Genomic DNA, 12,600 nt, shown 5'->3' with positions numbered 1-12,600 from the left:
TTTTTTAGAAGGCCAAAGAAAAAGCCCTTGAACATCAAGGGCTTAATTATGTTGTTTGGTTGCGGGGGCAGGATTCGAACCTACGACCTTCGGGTTATGAGCCCGACGAGCTACCATGCTGCTCCACCCCGCGTCAGAAGAATGAAACTATAACAACAATCCGAAACTGTGTCAACACCATTCGCAAAATTTTCAGCAGCAAACATAAAACGGGCACCGCAGCGCCCGTTGATTGTTCGTTCACATTCCAAAAAATCAGATAGGTGCGGGCGCCTGTGCGGCCTGCTCCTGCACCATCGCGGCCAGTGATGCACCGCTAAACGATGCGCCGTAGCCGCATTGTTCGAAAGCCGCGTTGATTTGGCTGTTATTTAATGAAGTGCCGTCATTAAAACACAGCGCTTCAATCTGGTTTTGCTCGCCGCCAAACCAGTTTTTCACGGTGATGCTGTCGCCCTTGCCGGCATCGATAATCAAATTGCCGCAATAAGCGGTAAAGCACAAGTCAGAAAGGCTGATGTCGCTCTTGAATTCGATATTATCGGCATCACAAGGGTCGCCGCAATCCACAACCGTGTCATGCCCGTAGCCTTTGCCGAAAATATAAGTGTCGCCGCCGGCGCCGCCGTTGAGCCGGTCGTTGCCGTAGCCGCCGTCAAGCACATCACAGCCGTTGCCGCCGTCAAGGCAGTCGGCATCGTTACTGCCGTAAAGATTGTCGTTGCCCTCTTCGCCATACAAAGTGTCGCGCCCGCCGCCGCCGATCAGAATATCGTCGCCCGCACCGCCATACAGCACATCGTTGCCGCTGCCGCCGTCGAGCCAATCGTTGCCTTCGCCGCCATAAAGCTTGTCGGCACCGGCGCCGCTGCTGAGTTTGTCGTCGCCGGCTTCGCCATACAATACATCACAGCCCTCGCCGCCGTCTAAGGTGTCGCAGCCGTCGCCGCCATAGAGCTTGTCGTTGCCGCCACCGCCGTTAATGGTATTGTCGGCAGCATTGCCGCTGATGACATTATCGAGCTTGTTGCCGCTGAGCGTCAGCGCGCCGTCGCCGGCGGCCACCAGATTTTCCACGTGGTTGCCCAGCGTGTAGTCGATATAGGAAATCACGGTGTCGTTGCCCTGCCACAAGCATTCGCTCACCACATCACATTCGTCATCCACCACATAAACATCGTTGCCGATGCCGCCAATCATAATATCTGCACCTTTGCCGCCGTCCAGATAATCATGGCCTGCCAAGCCTTTGAGGGTATCGTTGCCGTCGCCGCCAAACAGTTTGTCGTTAAACCATGTGCCGGTGATGCTGTCGCGGTCATTGGTGCCGACTGCATCCACGCCGCATTCGGCGTTTTTGCTGCGGGTAACACACACATTATACCCTTTGCTGCCACCCCATGCGCCCCAAAAAGGCACATTGATACCGCTCCACAAATGATAAGACATATTCAACCTCCGGATAAAAAATCTGAAAAAAGAAACGCCGGTACTGCAAGCCGCACAACACCATTGGCATAATACAGCGCCTGTATGAACTTTTTAAGACAGCCGCTTATTCGGTCTGCCAGACAGACCAGCGGTAATCTATTGATTTATAAAGATTGTTAATATGTCGATGATATTAATAATAAAGATTATCAAATGATGCATTTCCGATTACCGAAAACACGACTGCCTTTGCGGCCAAGTGCTAACCGAGGCAAGTTTTGCGCTAGCTGTTCAACTTAGTCATCATAAAGGGCAGTGGGTCGAAAACAGCATAAGCAGTCTGGCAAGGCGAGATAACGAAGTAGGATTATTCAGCTGAACGGCTATATAATGCAGTTTTCGCATCCAAACAGATTATCCAGCCGCCATGCTCCAACCCGATTTCCGCCAAACCCTTGCGCGCGACCGCCATTTTCTCCAATCTGCTTTTAAAAATCCGCAACGTTTCGGCGGCATCGAAGCCGTGCAGCAAAAATATCAAAAATCGCACGCGGCCTATCTGAAGCGCTTGGAAAAGCTGCCGCAGCCGCACTATGACAACACCTTGCCGGTGCACGAGCGGCGTGAAGACATCAAACAGGCGATTGCCGACAACCAAGTGGTGATTATCTGCGGCGAAACCGGCTCGGGCAAAACCACACAGTTGCCCAAAATCTGCTTGGAGCTGGGGCGCGGTGCCGCCGGCCTGATCGGCCACACGCAGCCGCGCCGCCTGGCCGCGCGCTCGGTGGCAGAGCGGATAGCGGAAGAATTAGGCAGCGACATCGGCAGCGCGGTGGGCTACAAAGTGCGCTTCAACGACAATACTTCGCGCGATGCCTATATCAAATTGATGACCGACGGCATTTTGCTGGCCGAAACGCAAACCGACCGTTTTCTCACCGCTTACGACACAATTATTATTGATGAAGCGCACGAGCGCAGCCTAAATATTGATTTCCTGCTCGGCTATTTGAAGCAATTGCTGCCGCGCCGCCCCGATTTGAAAGTCATCATCACATCAGCCACCATTGATGCCGAACGCTTCAGCCGCCATTTTGCACAAGCAGCTGTGGTTTCAGACGGCCTTTCAGACGGCCTTAATCAAGCAACAGGGCCGTCTGAAAGCCTGTCTGAAAAACCTCAAGGCGCGCCGGTATTGGAAGTATCCGGCCGCACTTATCCGGTGGAAATCCGCTACCGCCCCTTAAACGAAACCGATGAAGACGAAGCCGAAATCGACCTTCCCGATGCCATTGCCGATGCGGCAGACGAATTGGCTGCGCTGGGCAAAGGCGATATTCTGGTGTTTTTACCCGGCGAGCGTGAAATTCGCGAAGCCGCCGAAGCCCTGCGCAAATCGCCGCTGCGCCGCCATGATGAAATCCTGCCGCTGTTTGCACGGCTTTCCAACGCCGAGCAGCACAAAATTTTCCGCCCCGACGGCAATAAACGCCGCATTGTGTTGGCCACCAATGTTGCCGAAACCTCGCTCACCGTGCCCGGCATCAAATATGTGATTGATACCGGCTTGGCGCGGGTGAAACGCTATTCCGCACGCGCCAAAGTGGAGCAGCTGCATGTAGAAAAAATCTCACAAGCGGCAGCACGGCAACGGGCGGGGCGTTGCGGCCGCGTGTCGGCAGGCGTGTGCATCCGCCTTTATGGTGAAGATGATTTCAACAGCCGCCCCGCCTTTACCGACCCTGAAATCATCCGCAGCAATCTGGCCGCAGTGATTTTGCGCATGGCCGCGCTGAAACTCGGCGATGTAGCGGCATTTCCGTTTCTCGAGGCGCCCGACCAGCGTTATATCAACGACGGTTTCCAAGTGCTGCTGGAGCTGGGCGCGGTAGACGAGCGCAACGGGCTGACCAAAATGGGCGAACAAATGGCGCGACTGCCTGTCGACCCAAAAATCTCGCGCATGCTGCTGGCGGCAAAAAAACACGATTGCGTGCAGGAAATGCTGGTCATTGTGGCTGCACTGTCGATTCAAGACCCGCGCGAACGGCCGCTGGAAGCACGTGAAGCCGCCAACAAAGCGCACGAGCGTTTTACCGACAAGCAATCGGATTTTCTCGCCTATCTGAATATTTGGGATTCGTTTCAGCGCGAACGTGAAAAAGGCTTGAGCAACAAACAATTGGTGCAGTGGTGTCATCAATATTTCCTCTCACACCTGCGCATGCGCGAATGGCGTGAGCTGCATCAGCAATTGGCGCAAATCGCCATCGAAATGGGTTTGGCCGACAAAAAAAATGCCTTCAGACGGCCTCAAGCTGTCGAACAACTCAGGCCGTCTGAACACACCAACGATCAAGATTTATCAGCCAAATTAAAGCAAAAACAATTAGATAAAAAACAACACCGCGCCCACATCCGCGCTGCCAAAGAAGCCGGATACGAGCAAATCCACCGCGCGCTCCTCACCGGGCTGATTGCCAATGTCGGCCTCAAATCGCCCGAAGGCCACGATTATCTCGGCGCGCGCGGCAGCCATTTCCATCTTTTCCCTGCTTCAGCCTTGTTTAAAAGCAAACCGAAATGGGTGATGGCGGCCGAGCTCACCGAAACCACCCGCCTCTACGCCCGCGATGTGGCCAAAATCGAGCCGGAATGGATAGAGCAAGAAGCCCGTCATCTAGTGAAATACCATTATTTCGAACCGCATTGGTCGCAAAAGCGCGGCGAAGTGGTGGCCAGCGAGCGCGTGACTTTTTACGGCCTGACCGTATTACCGCGCCGCCCCGTGGCCTATGGCAAAGTCGCCCCCGAAGAAGCCCGCGAGCTCTTTATCCGCGGCGCACTGGTGGCGCAGGAAACCGAGCTTAAAGCCGATTTCTTTACCCACAACAAAAAGCTGATTAAAGACATCGCCGCGCTGGAACACAAATCACGCAAACAAGACGTGCTGGTGGATGAAGAAGCCCTGTTTGATTTTTACAACCAACGGCTGCCCGAATGCTATATGCCGTCTGAAACGGCCGAGCCTCAACCATCCGCTCCCTCCCCCCGTGGGGGAGGGTTGGGGAGAGGGCCGCAGGCCGCAGGCTTGCCTAACCAACGCCGCCCAAAAAAACACGCTCCCCAACCGCTGGCCGACATCCGCACCTTCCAAGCCTGGCTCAAACAAGCCGAGGCCGCTGAACCGCGCCTGTTGTTCCTCAGCCGCGACGACCTGATGCAACACGCCGCCAGCCACGTCACCGAAGCACAATTCCCCACCCACTGGAAAAACGCAGACGGCAAATTCAAGCTCAGCTACCGCTTTGAGCCGCACCACCCGCTCGACGGCGTGACCCTCACCATTCCGCTGCCCGTGCTCAACCGCCTCAACCCCGCCGCACTCGAATGGCTGGTGCCCGGCATGATCCGCGAAAAATTGCAGCTCCTGATTAAAGCGCTGCCCAAACAAATCCGCCGCATCTGTGTGCCCGTGCCCGATTTCATCACCCGCTTTCTTGACGGCAACCCCGACCCAAACGCACCCATTCAGCCACAGCTGGCGCAAGCCATTGCCAAAAGCGCCGGCGATATGCGCCTGCTCGAACAAATCGATATGGCCGAATGGCAGGCGTTCAAGCTGCCCGAACACAACTATTTCAATATCCGTGTGATTGACGACGGCGGCCAAGAGCTGGCCATGGGGCGCGATTTAATCGCCCTGCAAAACCAGCTCGGCCAAGCCGCCGCCGTGACCTTTCGCGACAACAGCAGCGACTTCGAGCGCGACAACGTCACCACTTGGGACATCGGCAAACTGCCTGAAAAAATCCAGTTCGCCCGCGGCAAACAACAGCTCACCGGCTATCTCGGCCTGCAACAGCAGAAAAACGGCCGCATCGCCCTGCGCCTGTTCGACACCCCCGCCGCCGCCGCGCAAGCCCACCGCCAAGGCAGCATCGCCCTGATGGCCTTGCAATTAAAAGAACAAGTCAAAGACCTGGGCAAAGGCCTGCCCGACTTCACCCAAACCGCCATGCTGCTCAAACATTTGGGCGTAGACAACCTGCGTGAAGACATCGCCGCGGCCGTGCTCGACCGCGCCCTGATGGGCGAAGACAACGCCCCGCGCGACGAAAAAGCCTTTAAAGAACAAATCAAACGCGCCCGCAGCCGCCTGCCCGCCGTCAAAGAAGCCGTCAACCGCTATATGCTTGACACCGCCCAAGCCTACGCGGCGCTCAACAACAAAATCGGCCGCCACCCCCTCGCCCACACCCTGCGCACCCAGCTCGAAGCCCTGATTTACCCCGGCTTCGCCCACGCCACCCCCTGGCCCCAATGGCCGCGCCTGCCCGTGTATCTGCAAGCCATGCAGAAACGGATGGAAAAATACAGCGGCAACCCCGCCCGCGACCAAGCCCGCGAAGCCGATGTGCAGGAATTACTGGCGATGTGGCAGGAAAAAGTGGACAGCTTGCAAAAACAAAACCAACCCCTTTCAGACGGCCTGATAGGGTTTAGGTGGCAGATTGAAGAATTGCGCGTATCGCTGTTTGCGCAAGAGTTGAAGACGCCGTATCCAGTGTCGGTGAAACGGCTGTTGAAGGAATGGGAAAGATACAAATAAGTAGTAAAATTTTATTAGCAATATGATTTTAGGATAAAAACTGAGGTGCTTGAGCACCAAAATGAATGCACATAACTGGACAGATGGTTATCAAACAGGCTTGGAGCAAGAATACCGTTGGGGCTATCTGGCTCTTGCAATGGGCGATATCCGCCTATTATGCCCCGCAGCTCTCCCTTTGGAGAAAAATATGGCGGAGCAATGTTTATATCTTTCCAAAGAGGATTTATTACCCATAGGTTCATCCATAGATGATAACCAATCAAGAAAGTCGAGAATCAAACTGACATTTACTCAATAAATTTATGTCTGCTCGACAAGCGTAGATACCATGAAGACCTGCAACAAAATCAAGCAAGCGCAGCAACTGTATTTTTAACCCCCTCGGGCAAAAATACCGTTGCTACGCTTGCTAACGCTGTGAACAAGGGTATTTGTATCATGTTGAGCCAAAAAATTTTAATGGCAAATTAATTCTATGTACATCCAAATAGCTATTGATGAAATTCATGTATATATAAATAAGTAATGATTAAAGCCTAATGACAACAGCAGCAAATGCGGTCTGCGTGCGTAGGGTGTGTTCCATAAGAAACGCACGCGCGCTTTCCAGATGTTCATCAATATGAAAATATGAAAGCAAAGGCCGTTGTTGCGGAATCCTGCTACAATTTGTCTGCAATCAAACATTCCAAACACCCAACACACACTCCCCTCATGAGAACGCCGCCGATCAACCCCAAAATCATCGCCACGCTGCCGGTGTTTGCCAGCGTGTTTACTGCCGCCACGCTGGTGTGGCATTTTAATGTGCCCACGCTGTCGATGCCTTTTGTGCTCGGCATTATCGCCGGCGGCCTGGTAGATTTGGACAACCGCCTCACAGGCCGTCTGAAAAATATTGTGTTTACCGTGTGCGCGTTTGCCGTTGCCTCGCTGACGGCACAGATGACGTTAGACAAAGGCATGTGGTTTGTGGTGGCGATGACGGCGCTCACGTTTTTCTTTACCCTGCTCGGCGCCGTCGGCCTGCGCTACCGCACCATTGCATTCGGCACGCTGGCGGTGGCCACCTACACCACGCTCACCTACACGCCTGAAACCGCTTGGTTTGTGAACCCGCTGATGATTCTGCTGGGCACTTTGCTTTACAGCAGCATGACTTTGCTGATGCACATCGTGTTTCCGCACCGGCCGGTGCAGGAAAACATGGCCGGTGCTTATGCGGCGCTGGGTGCTTATTTTGATGCCAAAGCCGCTTTTTTCGACCCCGACGAAGCCGATTGGCTCGAGAAGCAGCAAATCAATCTGGCCATGAAAAACACCGGCGTGATTGCCGCGTTCAACCAATGCCGCAGCGCCTTGTTTTACCGCATGCGCGGCCAGCACCGGCACCCGCGCACCACCCGCATGTTGCGCTATTATTTTACCGCGCAGGATATTCACGAACGCATCAGCTCGGCACACGTCGATTACCGCGAGCTGGCGGAAAAATTAAAAAACACCGATTTGATTTTCCGCATCCAGCGCCTGCTTGAATTGCAGGGGCAGGCCTGCCGCGATGTGGCCGAAAGCCTGCGCAACAGCCGCCCTTATGCATACAGCGAGCGGCTGCAGCGCGCCATCGAGGGCGGGCGCCAATCGTTAAAGCTCTACACCGCACGGCAGGGCGACAGCGAGGTATATGCTTTGCAGCGGCTGCTGGAAAACCTCTACAGCGTCGATTACCAGCTGCGCCATCTCGAAAACGATGAAAGCCGCGGCTTGGAAGAGCATTCCGACAAAACCCGTATTGCCGCGCAGGAAACCGGCGGCCTGAAAAACATCTGGCGCAGTATGAAAAGCCAGTTGAACTTCGAATCGGCGGTGTTTCGCCATGCGGTGCGCCTGGCCATTTTGGTGTTTGTAATCTGCGTGGCGGTGGAGGCGCTCAACCTTAATTTGGGCTACTGGATTCTGCTCACGGCGCTGTTTGTGTGCCAGCCCAACTATTCCGCCACCAAAAGCCGCGTCAACCAGCGCATCATCGGCACCGTGCTTGGGGTGGTGGTCGGCTCGCTGGTGCCGTATTTCACGCCCTCGGTGGAAACCAAATTGTGGATTGTGATTGCTTCGACCACGCTGTTTTTCTTTTTCCGCACCAACAAATACAGCTTCTCCACCTTTTTCATCACCATTCAGGCGCTGACCAGCTTCTCACTAGCCGGGTTGGATGTGTATGCCGCCATGCCGCTGCGCATTCTCGACACCGTTATCGGCGCGGCCTTGGCGTGGGTGGCGGTGAGCTATCTGTGGCCGGATTGGCGCTACCTCACCCTCAGCCGCACCGCCGGCCAGGCCATCGGCAATAACGGCGTTTACCTGCGCCATATCCTCGGCCAGCTGCAACAGGGCAGCGTGGATGATGTGGCCTACCGCAGCGTGCGCCGTCAAACCCACGAGCGCGCCGCCGCACTCAGCAGCACCCTTTCCGACATGAGCGGCGAGCCGAAAAAATACGGCCATATGCTGCAAGACGGCTTCAACCTGCTCAAAATCAATTATGCCCTTATCGGCTATATTTCCGCCTTGGGCGCCTACCGCAGCCAGATGGCGCACAGCGGCAACAGCGCATTCAATGCCGGCTTTTACCGCACCGCCTACCGTTTGGCCGATATGCTCGACAACATCGCCATGCCCGATGCCGAAGCCTTTCAAAGCGCGCTGGCGCAAGTGCAGGGCGAATTGGAAGATTTGCGCGCGCACATCGGCGACGACCGGCAAAGCAGCGTATTGTGGCAGCAAATCAGCCTGATTGCCCGCCAGCTGGAGCCTTGTTACACCGCGCTGCACAATCAGAACCATGATGCCGCTTGGCAAGCATCGGCGGCCGTTTGATGCTTTGAACGAGGCCGTCTGAAACCACAGGAACCCCTTTATGACCCCCGCCCTCCGTATTCAAAATGCCGTTAAAACCTATGCCAACGGCTTCACCGCCCTCAAAGGCGTGAGCTTTGATGTGCAGCAAGGTGAATTTTTTGCACTTTTGGGCCCCAACGGCGCCGGCAAAACCACGCTGATTTCCGCCATGGCCGGCTTGAGCCGCCTCACTTCCGGCAACATTCAAGTGATGGGGCACGATGTGGTGCACGATGCCTACGCCGCCCGCATGAGCCTGGGCGTGGTGCCGCAAGAGCTGGTGTTCGACCCCTTTTTCAGCGTGCGCGAAGCTTTGCAGTTTCAATCGGGCTATTTCGGCCTCAAAAATAATGATGACTGGATAGACGAAATCATCGTCAGCCTCGGCCTGGCCGACAAAGCCGGCACCAACACCCGTAACCTTTCCGGCGGCATGAAACGGCGGGTGATGGTGGCGCAGGCGCTGGTGCACCGGCCGCCGGTAATTGTGCTCGACGAGCCCACTGCCGGCGTGGATGTGGAGCTGCGCCAAAGCCTGTGGGCATTTGTGGAAACGCTCAACCGCCAAGGCCACACCATCGTGCTGACCACCCATTATCTGGAAGAAGCACAAAGCCTGTGCAGCCGCATCGCCATGATGAAGCAGGGCGCTCTGGTGGCGCTGGATACCACCGAACACCTGCTGCATGCCGAAGCCGGTTTGCGCGTGGAGCTGCTGCTCGACGGCGCACTGCCCGAAAATCTGCGTCAATGGCAGCAAGCCGCCGATGACGGCAATGTGCTGCTCAGGCTGGACGATTACGAACAGCTGGCTTTTGTGTTGCAAACCCTGAAATATGCCGGCGTGAAAGTCAAACATTTGTCGCTGCCGGAAACCGATTTGGAAGACGTATTTGTGCAGATGATGCACCGCTAGGGTATCCTGACCATTCAGAATGACTCAGATTTTTTGTGATAAAAGTGCAGATGCAAGGCAAAAAACGCAGCAAGATTGGACATCTTGTGAGGCTTTTTAACGCAGCAGATGCGTTTTCAGGGGCAAAAAAGTCTCTTATAAACACATAATCAGTCGCATAAGGCCGTCTGAAATAATCATTCATACCCATTCATCAAAGTCAGCAAACCAGGCGGCGAGCCGAAGACAATACAAACAACGAATACGGCTTCGATGACTTTTATGAAGGGGGTATTACTGCAAACCATACCCTAAACAAAGCGGCCGCACACCGCACCAAAGGAACCCGCCATGACAGGTTTTTACACCTTATTTAAAAAAGAAATCCTGCGTTTTTGGAAGGTCGGCTTTCAAACGCTGGCCGCACCGATGATTACCGCGCTGCTGTATCAGCTGATTTTTTCACATGCCGTGGGCAAATCGGTGGAAGCCCTGCCCGATGTGCCTTATAACGCCTTTCTGATTCCCGGCCTGGCAATGATGAGCATGACCCAAAATGCTTTTGCCAACACCTCTTCCAGCCTGATTCAGTCGCGCATTACCGGCAATCTGGTGTTTATTCTGCTGCCGCCCTTATCGGTAAGCGCCTTTTTCTCCGCCTATGTAGCCGCGGCCGTGGTGCGCGGGCTGCTGGTAGGCGCGGGGGTGCTGGCCGCCACGGCCTGGTTCGGCCTGCCGCTGCCGCACAATGTTTTGTGGATTGCCGCTTTCGCCCTGCTCGGCTGCACCATCATGGCCACATTAGGGCTGCTGGCGGGCATCGTGGCAGAAAAATTCGACCAGCTCGCCGCCTTTCAAAACTTTTTGATTATGCCGCTCACGTTTTTATCGGGGGTGTTTTACTCGATTAACAGCCTGCCCGAATTCTGGCGCGGCTTAAGCCATCTGAACCCGGTGTTTTACATGATAGACGGCTTCCGCTACGGCTTTTTCGGCGTGAGCGACACCTCGCCGTGGCTTTCCCTGACCGTGGCCGGCGGCTTTACCGTGGTTTTGATCACAGGGGTATTGGCGGTGTTGAAATCAGGTTGGAAACTGCGCACCTGAAACTCTAAGGTGTCCTGACCATTCAGAATTATTCAGATTTTTTGCCTTGCATCTGCATTTTCAGGAACAAAAAAACCTCCATAAACGACACATCACCTAGCCGCTTGCAGAAAAAACATTCGCTTTTTTATCGATATGATTCAATTTGGTTCAAATAAATCGCAAAGGCCGTCTGAAATATTTTTCAGACGGCCTTTGCACGCGCAGGGTTTACTTTGTCAGCTTGCTTGTGTGAATGGCATCAGTCGAATGCTGATGGTGCAATAATCATGTGATTGTTTTAAAAATATTCAGGCCGTCTGAAATGCTGCTGCGTTCAGACGGCCTGTGATGCCGGAGCGGCTTATTCTGCGCCCACCACCACAATATTCATGGCTTGGGGGTTGACGCGCCGCTGCCAGGTCGATTTGACCTGTTCGGTTGTGAGCGCGGCGATGGCTTTCGGGTAGGCTTCGAGATAATCGTCGGGCAGGTTGTAGAAACCGATTAAATTCAAACAGGCCAACAGCTTGGCGTTGCTGTCGAAACGCAGCGGAAAGGCGCCGATGATGTTGTCTTTGGCCTGCTGCAATTCGGCCTCGGTGGGGCCTTGGGCGATAAAGTCGGCCAACACTTGCTGCGCGGCGGTCAGGGCGGCTTTGCTGTTGGTTTTTTGAGTAGAAAAGGCAATAGTCAGCGGGCCGGCTTCGGTGTAGGGCACCAGGCTGCTGGATGCGCCGTAAGTGTAGCCGTGCGTATCGCGCAGGGTTTTCATCAGGCGGCTGTCGAAGCCGCCGCCGCCGAGAATATAATTGCCGGCCACGAGGGCGTAATAATCGGGATCGTTACGTTTAATCAGCGGCATGCCGAGCAGGATTTGCGCTTGTTCCCCGGCAAAAGGCATGTTTTGCTGTTGCGCAACCGGGGCAGGCACGGCAGGGATGGTGCCGCGCCCGCTGCTTTGCTCGGGCAGGCCGGCGAGCGCTTTTTTTACCAGCGCTTCGGTTTGGCGTTTGTTGAGAGCGCCTACCACCGATACCACGGCATTGCTTTTAGCATAATGATTGCGGTGGAAGGTGCGGATGTCGTCAAGTGTGACGGCGCGAATGCTGTCTATGCTGGTGCGGGCTTCGCTGCCGTAGGGGTGGTCGGGGTAGTTGAGGCGGGCGAGTGCGCGCGCGGCGATAAAGCCGGGGTCGGTTTCGTTTTGTTGCAGCGCGGTGATGCTTTGCTGTTTGCGGCGGGCAAACACGGCGGGGTCGAAGCGCGGCCGGGTGAGCGATTGGTTGAGCAAACCGACGGCGGCGTTGAGATTGGCCGCTTTGCTGAGGCTGCGCAGGCCGGCGGATGCGCCTTCGTCGTTGCCGCTGCTGCCGATGTTGGCGGCGATATCGTTGGCGCGGGCATTAAAGGCTTCTTCATCAAGCTTTTCGGTGCCGTCGGTTAACAGTGCGGCAGTAAAATCAGAAACTTCGCCTTTGCCGGCGGGGTTAAACGCACTGCCTGCGCCTTTAAAGCTGATGCGCATGTCGACAATCGGGATTTCGGGGCGCTCGACCAGTAAAACCTGTGTGCCTTCTGCGGTGGTCCAACGCTGGATGTCGATGGCTTGGGCGGCGGCCGGCAAACAGCAGGCGGCGAGCAGGATGAAGTTGCGGATAAATGAATGCATATT

At 55.1% G+C, this 12,600-nt stretch carries 7 protein-coding genes and 1 tRNA gene; 5 read left to right on the top strand and 3 right to left on the bottom strand.

Translation table 11 applies throughout. The features are described from left to right. Positions 1-56 precede the first annotated feature (56 nt). A tRNA-Met gene (locus LVJ83_RS00665) sits at positions 57-133 on the bottom strand. Between the two features lie 122 nt (positions 134-255). Beyond that, complete coding sequence (locus LVJ83_RS00660; RefSeq protein ID WP_244785312.1) at positions 256-1,449, bottom strand: calcium-binding protein; 1,194 nt, start codon at positions 1,447-1,449, stop codon at positions 256-258. Between the two features lie 409 nt (positions 1,450-1,858). On the opposite strand from LVJ83_RS00660, the gene hrpA reads away from it, so the two are divergent. From hrpA to LVJ83_RS00635, 5 genes are all read left to right on the top strand, one after another. After that, positions 1,859-6,046, top strand: a complete 4,188-nt coding sequence (hrpA, locus tag LVJ83_RS00655) for an ATP-dependent RNA helicase HrpA (RefSeq protein WP_244785310.1) — start codon at positions 1,859-1,861, stop codon at positions 6,044-6,046. 61 nt (positions 6,047-6,107) lie between these two features. After that, positions 6,108-6,347 carry a hypothetical protein gene (locus tag LVJ83_RS00650; protein WP_244785308.1) on the top strand — a complete coding sequence of 80 codons (240 nt, stop codon included), beginning with the start codon at positions 6,108-6,110 and terminating at the stop codon, positions 6,345-6,347. Positions 6,348-6,763: 416 nt separating this feature from the next. After that, positions 6,764-8,923, top strand: coding sequence for a YccS family putative transporter (gene yccS / locus LVJ83_RS00645; protein ID WP_244785306.1), 2,160 nt, complete (start codon positions 6,764-6,766; stop codon positions 8,921-8,923). A gap of 40 nt (positions 8,924-8,963) precedes the next feature. Then, the gene (locus LVJ83_RS00640; RefSeq protein ID WP_244785304.1) at positions 8,964-9,860 is read left to right on the top strand and encodes an ABC transporter ATP-binding protein; all 897 of its coding nucleotides are present in this window, start codon (positions 8,964-8,966) and stop codon (positions 9,858-9,860) included. A 330-nt stretch (positions 9,861-10,190) separates the two neighbouring features. Next, positions 10,191-10,946 (top strand): ABC transporter permease, encoded by a 756-nt coding sequence (locus LVJ83_RS00635; RefSeq protein ID WP_244785302.1) that lies wholly within the window; start codon positions 10,191-10,193, stop codon positions 10,944-10,946. Positions 10,947-11,289: 343 nt separating this feature from the next. On the opposite strand, the gene LVJ83_RS00630 is transcribed toward LVJ83_RS00635, so the two are convergent. Further along, a complete protein-coding gene (locus tag LVJ83_RS00630) occupies positions 11,290-12,597 on the bottom strand; it encodes a M16 family metallopeptidase (RefSeq protein WP_244785300.1) in 1,308 nt (435 codons plus the stop codon). Positions 12,598-12,600: the final 3 nt, after the last annotated feature.

The sequence above is a fragment of the Uruburuella testudinis genome, assembly GCF_022870865.1.
Taxonomy (GTDB): domain Bacteria; phylum Pseudomonadota; class Gammaproteobacteria; order Burkholderiales; family Neisseriaceae; genus Neisseria; species Neisseria testudinis.
The sequence above is the reverse complement of the archived record's forward strand: the minus strand, read 5'-3'. Positions and strand labels throughout refer to the sequence as shown.

Coding starts and splice junctions, on each gene's coding strand:
- LVJ83_RS00660 (WP_244785312.1), bottom strand. CDS start 1,449: ATGTCTTATCATTTGTGGAGCGGTATCAATGTGCCTTTTTGGGGCGCA.
- hrpA (WP_244785310.1), top strand. CDS start 1,859: ATGCTCCAACCCGATTTCCGCCAAACCCTTGCGCGCGACCGCCATTTT.
- LVJ83_RS00650 (WP_244785308.1), top strand. CDS start 6,108: ATGAATGCACATAACTGGACAGATGGTTATCAAACAGGCTTGGAGCAA.
- yccS (WP_244785306.1), top strand. CDS start 6,764: ATGAGAACGCCGCCGATCAACCCCAAAATCATCGCCACGCTGCCGGTG.
- LVJ83_RS00640 (WP_244785304.1), top strand. CDS start 8,964: ATGACCCCCGCCCTCCGTATTCAAAATGCCGTTAAAACCTATGCCAAC.
- LVJ83_RS00635 (WP_244785302.1), top strand. CDS start 10,191: ATGACAGGTTTTTACACCTTATTTAAAAAAGAAATCCTGCGTTTTTGG.
- LVJ83_RS00630 (WP_244785300.1), bottom strand. CDS start 12,597: ATGCATTCATTTATCCGCAACTTCATCCTGCTCGCCGCCTGCTGTTTG.